Source organism: Aeromonas sp. XH (assembly GCF_033348475.1).
In the GTDB taxonomy this organism is placed as follows: Bacteria; Pseudomonadota; Gammaproteobacteria; order Enterobacterales; family Aeromonadaceae; genus Aeromonas; species Aeromonas sanarellii.
Genome location: NZ_CP137630.1, coordinates 2726227 through 2740666, shown reverse-complemented (window position 1 = coordinate 2740666; position 14440 = coordinate 2726227). Strand labels below are relative to the sequence as shown.

The 14440-nt window shown below is 64.3% G+C and carries 14 protein-coding genes; 6 read left to right on the top strand and 8 right to left on the bottom strand.

The window, feature by feature from the left end:
- Positions 1–71: 71 nt before the first annotated feature.
- From phoU to R2B70_RS12580, 5 genes are all read left to right on the top strand, one after another.
- Positions 72–782, top strand: a complete 711-nt coding sequence (gene phoU, locus R2B70_RS12600; RefSeq protein WP_042076394.1) for a phosphate signaling complex protein PhoU — start codon at positions 72–74, stop codon at positions 780–782.
- A 193-nt stretch (positions 783–975) separates the two neighbouring features.
- Entirely contained in the window at positions 976–2295 is a 1320-nt protein-coding gene (locus tag R2B70_RS12595; RefSeq protein WP_042076397.1) for a hemolysin family protein, read from the top strand.
- Positions 2296–2314: 19 nt separating this feature from the next.
- The gene (locus R2B70_RS12590) at positions 2315–2857 is read left to right on the top strand and encodes a hypothetical protein (protein ID WP_318161636.1); all 543 of its coding nucleotides are present in this window, start codon (positions 2315–2317) and stop codon (positions 2855–2857) included.
- Positions 2858–3129: 272 nt separating this feature from the next.
- The gene (locus R2B70_RS12585) at positions 3130–4032 is read left to right on the top strand and encodes a homocysteine S-methyltransferase family protein (RefSeq protein ID WP_318161635.1); all 903 of its coding nucleotides are present in this window, start codon (positions 3130–3132) and stop codon (positions 4030–4032) included.
- 9 nt (positions 4033–4041) lie between these two features.
- Entirely contained in the window at positions 4042–5442 is a 1401-nt protein-coding gene (locus R2B70_RS12580; RefSeq protein ID WP_318161634.1) for a basic amino acid/polyamine antiporter, read from the top strand.
- Positions 5443–5512: 70 nt separating this feature from the next.
- Here the strand turns inward: R2B70_RS12580 and R2B70_RS12575 are convergent, their stop codons facing one another.
- The 4 genes from R2B70_RS12575 to R2B70_RS12560 all read right to left on the bottom strand — a co-directional run bounded on the left by R2B70_RS12575 (position 5513) and on the right by R2B70_RS12560 (position 9189).
- On the bottom strand, positions 5513–6352 hold the full coding sequence (locus tag R2B70_RS12575) for a sterol desaturase family protein (protein ID WP_042076448.1): 840 nt from the start codon (positions 6350–6352) through the stop codon (positions 5513–5515).
- Positions 6353–6631: 279 nt separating this feature from the next.
- Positions 6632–7375, bottom strand: a complete 744-nt coding sequence (locus R2B70_RS12570; RefSeq protein ID WP_042076409.1) for an amino acid ABC transporter ATP-binding protein — start codon at positions 7373–7375, stop codon at positions 6632–6634.
- Positions 7359–8303 (bottom strand): amino acid ABC transporter permease, encoded by a 945-nt coding sequence (locus R2B70_RS12565; RefSeq protein ID WP_209793168.1) that lies wholly within the window; start codon positions 8301–8303, stop codon positions 7359–7361. Before R2B70_RS12565 ends, R2B70_RS12570 begins: the two co-directional genes overlap by 17 nt.
- A 97-nt stretch (positions 8304–8400) precedes the next feature.
- Positions 8401–9189 carry a transporter substrate-binding domain-containing protein gene (locus R2B70_RS12560; RefSeq protein ID WP_042076411.1) on the bottom strand — a complete coding sequence of 263 codons (789 nt, stop codon included), beginning with the start codon at positions 9187–9189 and terminating at the stop codon, positions 8401–8403.
- Positions 9190–9647: 458 nt separating this feature from the next.
- Between R2B70_RS12560 and R2B70_RS12555 the strand changes: the two genes are divergently transcribed.
- The gene (locus R2B70_RS12555; protein WP_318161633.1) at positions 9648–10775 is read left to right on the top strand and encodes a GGDEF domain-containing protein; all 1128 of its coding nucleotides are present in this window, start codon (positions 9648–9650) and stop codon (positions 10773–10775) included.
- 107 nt (positions 10776–10882) lie between these two features.
- On the opposite strand, the gene rnk is transcribed toward R2B70_RS12555, so the two are convergent.
- The 4 genes from rnk to R2B70_RS12535 all read right to left on the bottom strand — a co-directional run bounded on the left by rnk (position 10883) and on the right by R2B70_RS12535 (position 14436).
- Positions 10883–11278, bottom strand: coding sequence for a nucleoside diphosphate kinase regulator (gene rnk / locus R2B70_RS12550; RefSeq protein WP_042076417.1), 396 nt, complete (start codon positions 11276–11278; stop codon positions 10883–10885).
- A gap of 213 nt (positions 11279–11491) precedes the next feature.
- Positions 11492–12226, bottom strand: coding sequence for a substrate-binding periplasmic protein (locus R2B70_RS12545; RefSeq protein ID WP_318161632.1), 735 nt, complete (start codon positions 12224–12226; stop codon positions 11492–11494).
- 82 nt (positions 12227–12308) lie between these two features.
- Positions 12309–12992, bottom strand: coding sequence for a hypothetical protein (locus R2B70_RS12540; RefSeq protein WP_318161631.1), 684 nt, complete (start codon positions 12990–12992; stop codon positions 12309–12311).
- 49 nt (positions 12993–13041) lie between these two features.
- A complete protein-coding gene (locus tag R2B70_RS12535) occupies positions 13042–14436 on the bottom strand; it encodes an alkaline phosphatase (protein ID WP_209792966.1) in 1395 nt (464 codons plus the stop codon).
- Positions 14437–14440: the final 4 nt, after the last annotated feature.

The following is a 14440-nucleotide window of genomic DNA, read 5'->3' as shown; positions in this document are numbered from 1 at the left end:
TGAGCATCAACAAACAGATTGGCAGTCGGTTCCACGACTAAGGCATACTCGGAGCAACAAGGATTATTTGTATGGACAATATGAACCTCAACAAACACATCTCCGGTCAGTTCAATGCCGAGCTCGAGAGCGTGCGCAACCAGGTGCTGGTGATGGGGGGGCTGGTGGAGAAGCAGCTCACCGACGCCATCGCCGCCATTCATGGTCAGGATCTGGATGCGGCGCGCAAGATAGTGGCCAACGACCACAAGGTGAACGCCATGGAAGTGGCGATCGACGAGGAGTGCACCCGCATCATCGCCAAGCGTCAGCCCACCGCGTCCGACCTGCGGCTGGTGATGGCCATCATCAAGACCATTACGGATCTGGAGCGCATCGGCGACGTGGCGGACAAGATCGCCCGCATGCTGACCGACAACGCCAACAAGCCCCAGCCGCCGCTGGTGTCGCTGGAGAACATGGGTCGCCGCACCATCAAGATGCTGCACGACGTGCTCGACGCCTTCGCCCGCATGGATCTGGACGCGGCGCTCGCGGTCTACAAGGAAGATGACAAGGTGGACCGGGAGTACGAGTCCATCATCCGCGAGCTGATGACCTACATGATGGAAGACCCGCGCACCATCCCCCAGGTGCTCAATGTGCTGTGGGCGGCGCGGGCCATCGAGCGGGTCGGCGATCGCTGCCAGCACATCTGCGAGTACATCGTCTATTACGTCAAGGGCAAGGACGTGCGCCACACCAAGGCGGACGAATTGAACGATCTGCTGGGTAAACACTGATCCCGACATGAATAAAAAGGCGCGTAAAGCGCCTTTTTTTGTTGCATCCAGGGGCATCTTAAGATAACGCCCCCCAACGGGGGCTTTTCTGCTAGAATGTGGCCCCTGTGTGAGTCCCGGATGGAGTCACGGTCCGGTTTCCCGGGCCCAGTTTGCCGTCTTGTGTCAAGGCGGCTGTCGCAATAGGTCAATCATGAGTTTTGCCGATAGTTTGTTCTTTCTGATGCTGCTGGTCGCCGGCAGCGTGTTCTTCTCGCTCTCCGAGATCTCCCTCGCCGCCTCCCGCAAGATCAAGTTGCAGGTGATGGCCGACGAGGGCAACCGCCATGCCGAGAAGGTACTGGCGCTGCAGGCCCAGCCTGGCAACTTCTTCACCGTGGTGCAGATAGGCCTCAATACCGTCGCCATCCTGGGCGGCATCCTGGGCGAGTCCGCCCTGAATCCGGCCATCAAGGCGTTCATCTCCGAGTTCTATCAGGGGCCCTGGCTCGGCGAGATCAGCTCGGCGGCCTCCTTCGTGTTCGTCACCGGCATGTTCATCCTGATCGCGGATCTCATGCCCAAGCGCCTCGCCATGACCATGCCCGAGCGGATCGCCGTGGTGGTGGTGCGCCCCATGCTGCTGTGCGTCACCCTGCTGATGCCGCTGGTGTGGCTGTTCAACGGCATGGCCAACGGCCTGTTTCGCCTGCTGCGCATCTCCATGGTGCGCAACGACGAGATCACCTCGGACGACATCTATGCGGTGATGGATGCGGGGGCCGAGGCCGGCGTCATCCAGCGCGAGGAGCACCAGCTCATCGAGAACGTGTTCGAGCTGCAGTCCCTCGGCGTCACCTCCGCCATGACGGCGCGGGAGAGCCTCATCTACTTCACCCTGCAGGAGGGGGAGGAGAGCATCAAGGCGAAGATCGCCGAGCACCCCCACAACAAGTTCCTGGTGTGCGACCACAACCTCGACAGCATCAAGGGCTTCGTCGACGCCAAGGAGCTGCTGATCCGGGTCATCGGCGGCCAGAGCATCGATCTCAACAGCGGCTCCCTGGTGCAGAACGTCATCATCATCCCCGACACCCTTAACCTCTACGAGGCGATGGAGTACTTCAAGAACCATCGCGGCGACTTCGCCGTGGTGATGAACGAGTACGCCCTGGTGGTGGGCATCGTCACCATGAACGACCTGATGAGTACCGTCATGGGGGAGTGGGCCACCCACGTGGTGGAAGAGCAGATAGTGCAGCGGGACGAGAACTCCTGGCTGGTGGACGGGGTCACCCCCATCTCCGACGTGATGCGCGCCTTCGACATCGAGGAGTTCCCGGAAAACCAGAACTACGAGACCATCGCCGGCTTCATCATGTACATGCTGCGCAAGATCCCCAAGCGAACCGACTCGGTCAAATACGCCGGTTACAAGTTCGAAGTCGTCGACATCGACAGCTACAAGATTGACCAGCTGCTGGTCACCCGGGTCGAGCCCGTCCCGGCCGACAAGCCCGTTCAGGAAGCGTGATAGGAGTTAACAAGGAACCATGAAGATGTCGTCTCATTCCAGAGCGCTGGCCTGTGTGGCGCTCGCCCTCGTGCTCGGCGCCTGCAGCCAGAGCGCTCCGCGCAAGGCCACCACAGTCGCCAAACCGGCAGCCCCCAAGGCCGCCGTGGTCGTGCCGCAGCCGGATCCCGATGCGGTGGTGCAGAGCGCCGTGGCGGAGCCCAGCCCTGTGTTCGACGAGGAGTATCACGGCCCGGATCAGGGGGCGCTCGAGTCGGTGACCGCCCTGTTTGCCCGCGGCTACATCGAGTCCGCGATGCGCGAGACCATGCTGGCGGCGGTGCACAGCGACTATCCCCTGCTCGGCATGCGGGACGTGCGCCTGACCGATCCCGTCTCCAAGTTCCTCACCTCGGCCCAGGCGCGCACCACGGCCCACGACTACCTCTACGCCGGGGTACAGCGCAGGCTGGGCCGCCCCCTGAGTCCCGCCCAGTGGGAGCAGATCTGGCAGGGATACCCCCAGCAGGGCCGGGTCTCCGACTGGGTCAAGCAGACCAAGCGGGTGCTGGCCGGGCGCTGAGCCGCCAGTTCATCTGTCGCCACAAGAGGCCACCTTCGGGTGGCCTCTTGCCGTTTCTCACCCTGGGGCTGAGGCCTCAGCGGTCAGGACGTCCCCTTCCTTTGCCGCTATCCCCCTGAGCTTGCTCGAATTTGTTCGTAGTGTCCGATTGCCTCTTCCTCTACTTTGGGTCATGATGCAAAAAGCATTCTAGCCGTCTAGATGTTTTGATGGCTTAATGTGATTCCACACAATAAACACCCGTCACGACGGGTACACGCAGAGAGACAGAGATGAATACAAAGGATTTGTGGGTACTGGATGGTGGCATGGGGCGCGAGCTGGCACGTCGGGGGGCGCCGTTTCGCCAGCCGGAGTGGTCGGCGCTGGCCCTGATGGAGGCACCCGAGACGGTGCGCGAGGTGCATCAGGCCTATGTGGCGAGCGGGGCCAGGGTCATCACCACCAACAGCTATGCCCTGGTGCCGTTCCATATCGGCGAGGCGCGCTTTGCCGCCCAAGGGGAGGGGCTGGCGGCCCTGGCCGGGCAACTGGCCCGAGAGGTGGCCGACGAGCAGCCGGGCTCCGTGCAGGTGGCCGGCTCCTTGCCGCCGCTCTTTGGCTCCTATCGCGCCGATCTGTATCAAGCCGAGCGGGTGAGCGAGCTGGCAGCCCCGCTGATCCGGGCGCTTTCCCCCCACGTGGATCTCTGGCTGGCGGAGACCATGAGCCTCATCGCCGAGCCGTTGGCCCTCAAGGCCCTGCTGCCCGATGATGGCAAGCCGTTCTGGGTCTCCTTCACCCTGGAAGACGAGGCGCCGGGCAGCGAACCGACCCTGCGCTCCGGGGAGCGGGTAGCCGATGCCGTGGCCGCGTTGGCGTCGGCCGGGGTGGATGCCATCCTGTTCAACTGCTGCCAGCCCGAGGTGATCGAAGGGGCGATCAAGGTAGCCGGCCCCGCGTTGCAGGCCCTGGGTCGCACCGAGGTTCGCCTCGGCGCCTATGCCAACGCCTTCCCGCCCCAGCCCAAGGAGGCCACAGCCAACGACGGTCTGGACGAGATCCGCGGCGATCTGGGGCCGCTGGATTACCTCGGCTGGGCCGATCGCTGGCGCGCGGCCGGGGCAAACCTCATCGGCGGCTGCTGCGGCATAGGCCCGGAACACATAGAGGCGCTGGCCAGCCGGCTGCGTTAAGGAGCGCCCATGAAAGAGAGCAAGATCGGGCTCTGGTCCCTCACCGCCCTGGTGTTCAGCTCCATGGTGGGGGCCGGCATCTTCAGCCTGCCCCAGAACATGGCCGAGGTGGCGGGGGCCCGCGCCGTGCTGATCGGCTGGGGTGTCACCGGGGTCGGCATACTGGCGCTGGCCGCGAGTTTCCTCTATCTGTCGCGACTCAGACCCGAGCTCGACGGCGGCATCTACAGCTATGCCCGGGCCGGCTTCGGCGATCTGGTGGGCTTCTTCTCCGCCTGGGGCTATTGGCTCTGTGCCACCATAGGCGTGGTGGGCTATCTGGTGATCGCCTTCGCGGCGCTGGGCAGTTTCGTCGATACCCCGCAGCGGGTCTGGTTCGGCGAGGGCAACACCCTGGGCGCCTTCATCGGCGAGTCCTGCATCCTCTGGGCGGTGCACCTGCTGGTGGCGCGCGGCGTGCAGCAGGCGGCCCTGTTCAATCTGGTGGCGACCCTGGCCAAGAGCCTGCCGTTGCTGCTGTTCATCCTGTTCGCCTGCTACTGGTTCGATCCGGTCACCTTTGCGGCGGATCAGCAGGGCAGCACCCTGGCGGTGCCGGTCTCCGAGCAGGTGCGCAACACCATGCTCATCACCCTCTGGGTCTTCACCGGCATCGAGGGGGCGGCGGTGCTCTCGGCCCGGGCGAGAAACAAGCGGGACGTGGGCACGGCCACCGTGCTTGGCGTGGTGCTGGCGCTGCTGCTCTATGTGCTCATCTCGGTGCTGGCGCTCGGGATCCTGAGCCGCCCCGAGCTCGCGGCCCTGCCCAACCCCTCCATGGCGGGGCTGATGGCCCAGATGACCGGCTCCTGGGGCAAGCTGCTCATCAGCGCCGGCCTCATCGTATCGGTGCTCGCCTCCTACGTGAGCTGGACCCTGTTCTCGGCCGAGGTGCCGTTCAGCGCGGCGCGCCACGGGGCCTTCCCGGCCATCTTCCGGCGCCAGAACCGCAACGGCACCCCCATAGCGTCGCTCTGGCTCACCAGCCTGACGGTGCAGGGCTGTCTGCTGCTGGTGTGGCTGCTCGGCAAGGGCTACACCAACCTGCTGCTTATCTCCACCTCCATGATCCTGGTGCCCTACCTGCTGATCGGTCTGTTCCTGCTCAAGCTCTCCTTGCGTGGCGAGGGCAATGGTCTGATGCGGGCGGTGGCGCTGGTGTCGAGCGGTTACGGCCTCTGGCTGCTCTATGCCGCCGGGGTGGAGTACCTGCTGCTCTCCTTGCTGCTCTACGGGCCGGGTCTGCTGCTGTTTCTCTACAGCCGCCGCCAGCTCGGGGCCGAGCTGCGGCTCAGCGGGCGCGAGCGGCTGCTGGCCGGGGTGACGCTGCTGAGCCTCATTCCCGCCATCTGGTCCTTTGCCCACGTCTGAGTGAGTAAGCCAATGAAGAGAGCGCCCAGAGGCGCTCTTTTTTTGTCCGCGGGTTGTCTGCCGGGCGTGCTCAGCGGCTGGCGGGACCGGCCGGCTTGCCAAACAGCACCGCGAGCTTCTGCCGCCAGGGGAGGCTGCGGGCCTCTTGCAGCATGTCGCGCCACTCGTGGAAGGTGAGGGTGAGGGGGTTGAAGCTGTGGACGGGCTTGGTGATGCCGAAGCGGCACGGCTCGGCCGGGTCTTCCTCGACGAAGGTGCCGAACAGCCTGTCCCAGATGATGAGCACCCCGGCGAAGTTGCGATCGATATATTTGGGGTTGCTGGCGTGGTGCACCCTGTGGTGGGAAGGGGTATTGAGGATCCACTCCAATTTGCCGAGCTTGCCCACCACCTGGGTATGGACGAAGAACTGGAAGCCCAGGCTCACGAGCACTGTGGCCACCACCGCCTCGGGCGGGAAGCCGATGAGGATCATGGGGATCCAGAACAGCCACATGCCGGAGACCGGATACATCAGGCTCTGACGAAAGGCGGTGGAGAGGTTGAGCCGCTCCGAGCTGTGATGCACCACGTGGGAGGCCCAGAGCCAGCGTACGTGGTGGCTCGCGAAGTGGAACAGCCAGTAGCAGAGATCCTGCAGCAGGAACAGCAGCAAGAGGCTCCAGAGGTTGAGATCGATATCGAATAGCCGCCAGCCCCAGAGGGTGTCATAGAGGTAGGCGATGGCGACGGCCGCCAGGGCATCGCCCCCCTGGTGCATCAGCGCCAGGGTGGCGTTGGCGAAGAGATCCTTCCACTGGTAGCCGGCGGTGGGATAGGCGGCGCCGTGTCTTCGCAGGTAGAGCATCTCCCAGCCGATAAAGGCCAGAAAGAGGGGGGAGAGGTAGAGCAGGAGCAGTTGCACATCCATATGAGCCATCCGGTTGGACCAGTTGGATGTCAGCATACCGGATGGATTTAAAATTTCATTAACATCCTTGCTCCATCCGGGTGGTGAACAACCCGATGGCGAAAGACTGCGGCAAGGAGATGACCTGGGGGTGGATGAGGAAGGTCAGCATAGAAGAGGGAGCCATGGGCTCCCTCTTCGTGTTTGTGCATCGCGGGTTATAACACCTGGCTCAGGAACCGGCGCAGGCGGGGGACGCGATGGATGGTCGAAGCCACAGCGGTTGTCATAACACCCGGCTTATAGCACCTGGCTCAGGAACTGGCGCAGGCGGGGAGAGGGCGGGTTGTCGAAGAAATCCGCCGGCTTCTCGTCCACCAGCAGCTCGCCGCTCTCCATGAAGAGCACCCGATCAGCCACCTCCCGGGCGAAGCCCATCTCGTGGGTCACCACCACCATGGTCATGCCTTCCCGGGCCAGCCCCTTCATGACGTCCAGCACTTCCCCCACCATCTCGGGGTCGAGGGCACTGGTGGGCTCGTCAAACAGCATGATGCGCGGCTGCATGGCGAGCGCCCGGGCGATGGCCACCCGCTGCTGTTGACCGCCGGAGAGCTGGGAGGGGTAGCTCTGCGCCTTGTTGGAGAGCCCCACCTTGAGCAGCAGCGCCTTGGCCCTGTCTTCCGCCTCCTTGCGAGATAGTCCCCGCACCTTCTGGGGCGCCAGGGTGATGTTGTCCAGTACCGTCAGGTGGGGGAAGAGGTTGAAGGACTGGAATACCATGCCCACCTCCTCCCGCAGCTTGTTGACGTCGCCGGGCTCGGTGAGGCTGATGCCGTCGACCAGGATGTGACCGTCGTTGATGGTTTCCAGCTGGTTGAGGGTGCGCAGGAAGGTGGACTTGCCCGAGCCGCTCGGGCCCACGATCACCACCACTTCCCCCTCGGCCACCTGGGTGCTGACGTTCTTGAGGGCGTGCACCTCGGTGCCGTAGAACTTCTCCACTGAGCTTGCCTTGATAATCGGATCAGTTGCTGCGCGCATATTTCACCTCCAGACGACGCACCAGGAAGGAGAGGGTGCCGGTGAGCACCAGATAGAGCAGGGCCACGGTGAACCATACCTCGAACGGGCTGAAGGTGGAGCTCACCACCTCGCGCCCCGCCTTGGTGAGGTCCGTGATGGAGATGACCGACACCAGCGACGAATCCTTGATAAGGTTGATGAACTGGCCCGCCAGCGGCGGCAGGACGCGCTTGAACGCCTGGGGCAGGATGACGTAGCGCATGGTCTGGGCCGAGGTCATGCCAAGGCTCCTGCCCGCCTCCATCTGCCCCTTGTGGATGGAGCTGATGCCGGCACGCACGATTTCCGCCACGTAGGCGCCGGTGAAGACTGCCAGCGCCGCCACCCCGGCGGTGAAGCGATCCAGATTGAGTACAGTGCCGATAAAGAAATAGACGATGAAGATCTGCACCAGCAACGGGGTGCCGCGGATAAGCTCCACATAGGTCACAGCCAGGTTGCGCAGGGCCGGATTGGGGGAGAGGCGGGCGAGCCCGGCCAGGGTACCGAGCAGGATGGCGAAGACCCCGGCCACCAGGGAGAGCTTGACCGTGACCCAGACGCCCCAGGCGATGGGGCCGGCGGTCCAGCTCAGTTGCACATCCAGGGTGTCGCCGAGGAAGACGGTGTCCCCTTCGGCCAGCTGGGTGCCCTGGGCGGCGATGGCCTGACGACGGCTGGGGTCGAGATCGTCCTGCAGGAAGAGCTGCCCCTTCTCCGCCACCACGGTGCCGTCAAATTCGGCGTAGTGTTTCTGCTCCGCCTGATAGGCGATGTACTGGGGAATGCGCTCCCAGCGCCAGGTGTAGTCCACCGCCTGCACGGCCTTGTAGATGCCGAAAATGGCGGCCAGCACCAGCAGCAGGAAGACCCCGTGCCAGAGCAGCTGATTGGGCTGTTTTTCCATCTGTCTTGTGATTTTGGGGTTGATCACTGTCACAACCTCTTTTGTCGTTATTGTGGGGTGTCTGCGTGAAGGGGCGGCATGCCGCCCCTTTGGGAGGTTACTTGAGCTGGTCCAGCCAGGCGGTGGACTCGAACCACTTCTTGTAGAGACGGTCGTAGCTGCCGTCACCCTTGATCTGGCGCAGGTAGTTGTTCAGCCAGTTGAGGGTGTCCTGATCCCCCTTGCGGATGGCCCAGGCCAGCGGCTCGAAGGTGAACGGCTTGTCGAGGTGTACCACGGCGCCCTGGTTCTGGGAGGCGAAGATGGCGTTGTAGGGCAGGTCGTAGACGAAGGCGTCGACCTTGCCGTTGATCACTTCCAGCTTGGCGTCGTCCTGGGTTTCAAACTGCAGCAGGGTGGCCTTGGGGATCATGCGCTTGACCGCCTGCTCGCCCGTGGTGCCGAGCTTGACCGCGATCTTGTACTTGGGATCGTTCAGATCCTGGAAGGACTTGATCTCCCCCGCCTTGTCCTTGCGCAGGACGATGGTCTGGCCGACGACGATGTAGGGATCGGCGAAGTTCACGCGCAGGTTGCGCTGGGGAGTGACCGTCATGCCGCCCATGATGACGTCGAACTTGTCGGTCAAGAGGGCCGGGATGATGCCGTCCCAGGCGGTGTTGACGAACTCCACCTTCACGCCCATCTCCTTGGCGACCATCTTGGCCAGGTCCACGTCGAAGCCGATGTACTGGCCCTGCTTGTTGGTCATCTCGAAGGGTTGGTAGCCGGCGTCGAAGCCGACCCGCAGCACACCGCGCTCCAGCACGGCATCCAGGGTGGAGCTGGGGGCAGCATTGGCCAGCCCGCACAGCAGCAAGGTAGAGAGAATGAGTTTTTTGATCATAAGTGACGTCTCTGTCGAAAGTGTGTTCGGCCTTGAACCTGCTCCCGTGCGACTCCGTGGCACAAGAGACTGCTGCATCCGGCAGCAGGCAAGACAGGATTATTGTCTTGGTCGGGGCAAAAGCCCCATATGAGATTCTATGAATGGTCCGTTGAGTGAAAAATGTACCAAAATCTGATTGTGCCAGAAGACTCAATAAGTTAAGGGCACTTTTCCCGCTCGTGGCGACTCATAAAACCACACGAAAACAACATATCTATCTAATGGCGCGGGTTCAAGTGCAAAAATCTCCGGCGTTCATGTCGCAGGAGGGTTTGGGGTCGAACGACGCTTGATCCTGGCCTTAAGCGCGGGGGCGGGGCAGGCCGGAGAATTATTTTTGCCATGCCAGAATGCTCCCTCTGTGTCTTGTCATGGGCTTCCCATATACTCAGCCATCCCCATTGGAAGGTTCGGCAATGGACGCCTCAATTCTGCTCAATCTGGATGTCTTCACGCTGATGCTCATGGCCCTCGGGGGCTACAGCCTGGGATTCATCACCCTCTCCATCATCTGGTCCACCCACAGGGAGATCCCGGGCCTCGGGCTCTGGTGGTGGTCCAGCCTCTGCGCCCTGGCGGCCCAGTCGCTGTTCTTCCTGCAGGCGTTCGCGCCCCACATGGCGGGGATCTGGCTCGCCAACCTGCTCATCACCCTCTGCATCGCCCTGATGCCACTCGCTATCCAGCGCTTCTTCGGCGAGCCGCCAAACTGGCGTGCCTTCGCGCTCTTCATGGCCATCTATGTGCCGATCCTCTGCTGGAGCGTACTGTTCAACGATCACATGGCCCCCAAGGTGCTGCTGGCCTGCCTGAGCTACATGGTGCTGGGGGCGGTGATCGTCTTTCTCATCTGGCGGCACGGCTATCCCGCCTACCTGCCGGCCGTGCTGGTGTTCACCGTGGTCAACATCCTGCTCTACGGCTTCAACCTGGTGCGCATGGGCTCCCTGCTCAGCGGCGAGGCGCGGGTGCTGATGGATCAGCACGTGGTCAACGTGCTGCCCTTCCTCTCCATGCTGATGGGCAACTATCTCTCCACCTTCGGGGTGTTGCTGCTCTGCACCCAGTACCGGGCGCTGGCCCTGCGCCGGCAGGCGAGCCAGGATCCCCTGACCGGCCTCCTGAACCGGCGCGGCTTTATGGAGCACTGCGCCAGGGCGCCGAAGCAGGGGGCCCTGGTGGTGCTGGATCTGGACGACTTCAAGCAGATCAACGATCGCCACGGTCACGAGGCGGGGGACAGGGTGCTGGCGGCGGTGGGACGCTATCTGGCGGCGCAGGGGGATCTGGTGGCCAGTCGCTTCGGCGGCGAGGAGTTCGTGCTGCTGCTGCCAGAGGGGGATGCCTTGGCTCAGCAGGCCCGTTGCGAGCAGATCCGCCAGGCCATTGCCACACTGCCCCTGGCGGGGATCCAGGTCACCGCCAGCCTGGGGCTGGTACCCGGCGCCCGCGAATGGCACTTCGACACCCTGTTCAGCCAGGCCGATCGCGCCCTCTACCGGGCCAAGCGCAGCGGCAAGAACCGGGTCTGTCTGCCGGCCTGAGCCGACGGGGTTCAGCCCGGCTCGGTGGCCCGCGGCTCCGACCGGGCAAAGGAGTGCCGGATCAGCCACCTGGTAGCATCAGACCTGGATGGCCGTCTGGCAGCCCGTCAGCGGTGCAGCTCGCCCGCGCGCTCCGGCTGATAGACCACCTCCAGGATCTCCACCTGGATGGTGCGACCGGCCGGGCCGGGCCAGGCGATGCTGTCACCCACCTTGAGCCCCAGCAGGGCACTGCCGACGGGCGCCAGCACGGAGATCTTCGATTCGTCCCCCTGCACGTCCTTCGGGTAGACCAGGGTCAGGCAGAAGTCGTTGCCACTGCTTTGCATCTTGAAGCGCACCGTGCTGTTCATGGTCACCACGTCCGGCGGCATGTCGGCGGGTTCGCGGATCTCGGCGCGATCCAGCTCCTCCTGCAGGGCCAGGTGCTGCGGGTGGCTGCCGAGCAGCTGTTCGATACGATCCAGATCCAGGCTGGAGATGACGAGATGAGGCTGTTGCATGGGGTATTCCTTATCAATGGCTGACGAGACCAGGATGATGGGCAGGCTGGTCGACAATGGGTTCGAAGGGTGAGAATAGATCGCAAGCGCGATGCCCCCGAGCGACTCGCGCAGCGGGGCGAGGGCGGGGGCTCAGCGGGGTGTGAGCGTACTTGAAGAAATCATGATTGCTTTCATGGGGATACCATAACCATTCTGAATGGCTTTGGCAATTCAGGGCGCCTGATAATCATACTGGTGCAGGATGCGGGCGAGGCTGCCATCCTTCCGCATCCCCTGGATGGCCTGGCGCCAGCGCAGCGCCTCGCTGCGGGAGAAGCGGGGGCTGGCGGCCAGGTAGAGGGTACTCTGTTGCAGGGTCTGGCCCCGCACCAGATCCGGGAGCGGCAGGCCGGCCCGCTGCTGGTTGTAGCGGGCGGTGTTCCAGGCCACGGCCCAGGCCTGGATGCGGCCGCGTGCCAGCTTGCTGGCGTTGCCCACCTCCTCGCCGACCTGCTCCTGGGCCACGCCCGCCTGCGGCAGGAGCAGGCTCTGGCCATGGGAGCCCCGCAATACGCCGACGGTGAGGCCGGGCAGATCCGCCACGGTGAGGGGGGCCGGGTGATGGTTGCGGTGGCTGACCAGCACGAAGGCCTCCTCCAGGAGGGGGGCAATCCAGAGAAACTGGGATTCGCGTTGGGGATTTCTGGCCGGCGGCAGCAGCAGGACGTCTGGCCGGTGGCGGGTCTGGCTGAGGGCGCGGGCCAGCGGCATCAGTTCGATCTCCAGCGTCTCCCCGAGGCGGCGAGCCGCCTCCTCCAGCACCTCGATGGCCATGCCGCTCGGTGCCCCCTGATGGGAGCGAATGACATAGGGGGGAATGTCCGCGGCCACGACGACCACGGCGTGGGCCCGGGGGATCCACAGGAACGGGGAGCAGAGCAACAGGAGCAGGATGACGAGGCGCATGGAAAGTCAGGTCCGGGATGAATGCACAGAGTGTAACATCCCGTTACCCGATGTCAGCCTGCCCATGGTGACCGGGGCGGGTTCAGTCGAAGAAATCCCGCAGATCCAGGGTCTGGTACCCTTCCAGCCGTTGCCAGGGCAGGGCTTTGGGCAGGGGCTTCAGGGTGACCTCCATGCGGTAGCTGCGGTAGCCGTCGAGGCTCGCCGACTCCACCACCAGGGGGATCTGCCAGCGGCCGGACCAGAGGATGCGGGTGCGCTGCCTGCCCTCGCGTTTCTCGTACCAGCGGGCCTGTTCGGGGGCCGCCTCGTCGAGGGGGGTCATGCCTTGCAGCAGGGCGGGGTCCACCAGGTGGCGAAGCTTGTCCCAGTGGGGGGTGAAGGCCACCTGGCCATACTCCTCGGGCGGTACCTCCACCAGCTGGTTGTGCCAGGCATCGGCGTAGCGCAGTTGCAGGTCTCCCCCGTCATCCAGGGTGACCCAGCGCGCCGCCATCTGGTGGGTGAAGTGCTTGTGGCCGGGGTTGGCGTCGTGGGTGGCGTGATAGGCTCGCGCCAGGGGGAGGGGAATGAGCCGCTGGCTCCACACCTGGTTGCCGACCCGCAGCCACTTCTCCTGCCACTGGCTCTCCCGGGTGATGCCATCGCTGCCGGTGACCCTGTCCTGATAGCGGATGCGGGCGGCCAGATCGGGTACCTCGTCGGCCAGGAGGGGGAAGGAGAGGGTGCTGCCCAGCAGCCATAAAGAAAACAGCGTTTTCATCATCGTCTGTCGCTCGAACGGGCAGGGCCCGGCGCGGTGCCGGGCCCCGTCGTCACAGGCCGAGCGCCTCCCTGAGCTTGCCGAACACCCGGGTGTTGTCCAGCGTCCCCTTGAAGCGGTCGCTGCCGGCGCCGTCCGCAAACAGCATCACATCGCCGCCGCCGTGGGTCTCGGAACCGAGTTTGACACCGGTCTCCTGCAGGTAGTCGTCCGCCATCACCTGATCGCTGGTGAGGCTGGGGCGCAGGTCCTGACGGTTTGGGCCGTTGCCGAACACCAGGGTAGTGAACGGCTTGCCGTCGACGTCGTTCTGGGTGGAGCCATCGGCGTTCTTGACCAGGTCCAGCACAGGGTTGCCCTTGGCGGCGTAACCGTTGATGGTCATGGTGTGGTCGTGGTCGGCGGTGACCACGATCAGGGTATCGCTCAGGTCCACCTTGCCGAGGGCCGTCTTGACCGCCTCGTCCAGCGCCACCGCATCGGTCAGCGATCGCTTGGCGTTGGTGGCATGCAGGGCGTGGTCGATACGCCCCCCCTCCACCATCAGGAAGTAGCCCTGGTCGTTCTGGCTGAGCAGATCGATCGCCTTGGCGGTCATCTCGGAGAGGGACGGCTGGGTGCTGGCCGCCCCCTTGGCGACGCGGTCCAGCTCGTAGTCGAGATGGGACTTGGCACTGAACAGGCCCAGCACCTTGCCGCTCTCTATCTTGGCGAGGTCGTCCTTGGTGGTGACGTAGTGATAGCCCTGGGCCGTCAGCTCGGCAGTGAGATCCCGGCCGTCGGCGCGGCCGCCCTTGTTGCTGGCGCTGTTGTACGGCGTCCAGTGGTTGGCGCCGCCCCCCATCAGCACGTCGACCCCGTCCCCCAGCGCCGGGTTGAAACCGGCGCCGCCCGGCACCGCCTGCTCGGCGATGGCGTAGGCGGCGTCCCGGTGACAGATGTGGGCGTAGGTGGCCGCCGGGGTGGCATGGGTCAGCTCCGTGGTGGTGACGGCTCCCACCGACTTGCCCGCCGCCTTGGCCAGTTCGAGTATGGTGGGCACCGGGGTGCCGTTGTCGCTGGTGCAGTGGTTGACGCCCTTGTTGCCGTTGGCATCCTTGCCGGGGGCGACGGCCTGGGTGTCGCTGCTCATGGCGATCACCTCGTTGTTCATCTTGACCCCCGTGGTGTAGGCCGCCATGGAGGGGGCCGAGTCGGTGGTCTGGGCATCGTGGGAGAAGGTCTTGATGCGCGCGCTTCGGGGCAGCTTCATCATCTCCAGATCCCCCGCTTCCCCCACCTTGTAGAGGCGGGTGGCGGTGAGTACCGTGGGGCCCATGCCGTCACCGATAAAGAGGATGACGTTCTTGGCGTCGGCGGCCTGTGCCTGGGAGAGGCCGCCCTGAGTGCCGCAAAGGGCGCCGAGCAGGGCGGTGCAGACCAGCGTCTTTTTCATGGTGATATTCATCCTG

Excerpts from the sequence above, each read along its gene's own strand:
- rnk (WP_042076417.1), bottom strand. The coding sequence starts at position 11,278 with ATGCAACAGCCTCATCTCGTCATCTCCAGCCTGGATCTGGATCGTATC.
- R2B70_RS12595 (WP_042076397.1), top strand. The coding sequence starts at position 976 with ATGAGTTTTGCCGATAGTTTGTTCTTTCTGATGCTGCTGGTCGCCGGC.
- phoU (WP_042076394.1), top strand. The coding sequence starts at position 72 with ATGGACAATATGAACCTCAACAAACACATCTCCGGTCAGTTCAATGCC.
- R2B70_RS12585 (WP_318161635.1), top strand. The coding sequence starts at position 3,130 with ATGAATACAAAGGATTTGTGGGTACTGGATGGTGGCATGGGGCGCGAG.
- R2B70_RS12565 (WP_209793168.1), bottom strand. The coding sequence starts at position 8,303 with ATGGAAAAACAGCCCAATCAGCTGCTCTGGCACGGGGTCTTCCTGCTG.
- R2B70_RS12535 (WP_209792966.1), bottom strand. The coding sequence starts at position 14,436 with ATGAATATCACCATGAAAAAGACGCTGGTCTGCACCGCCCTGCTCGGC.
- R2B70_RS12575 (WP_042076448.1), bottom strand. The coding sequence starts at position 6,352 with ATGGATGTGCAACTGCTCCTGCTCTACCTCTCCCCCCTCTTTCTGGCC.
- R2B70_RS12570 (WP_042076409.1), bottom strand. The coding sequence starts at position 7,375 with ATGCGCGCAGCAACTGATCCGATTATCAAGGCAAGCTCAGTGGAGAAG.
- R2B70_RS12540 (WP_318161631.1), bottom strand. The coding sequence starts at position 12,992 with ATGATGAAAACGCTGTTTTCTTTATGGCTGCTGGGCAGCACCCTCTCC.
- R2B70_RS12580 (WP_318161634.1), top strand. The coding sequence starts at position 4,042 with ATGAAAGAGAGCAAGATCGGGCTCTGGTCCCTCACCGCCCTGGTGTTC.
- R2B70_RS12545 (WP_318161632.1), bottom strand. The coding sequence starts at position 12,226 with ATGCGCCTCGTCATCCTGCTCCTGTTGCTCTGCTCCCCGTTCCTGTGG.
- R2B70_RS12590 (WP_318161636.1), top strand. The coding sequence starts at position 2,315 with ATGAAGATGTCGTCTCATTCCAGAGCGCTGGCCTGTGTGGCGCTCGCC.
- R2B70_RS12560 (WP_042076411.1), bottom strand. The coding sequence starts at position 9,189 with ATGATCAAAAAACTCATTCTCTCTACCTTGCTGCTGTGCGGGCTGGCC.
- R2B70_RS12555 (WP_318161633.1), top strand. The coding sequence starts at position 9,648 with ATGGACGCCTCAATTCTGCTCAATCTGGATGTCTTCACGCTGATGCTC.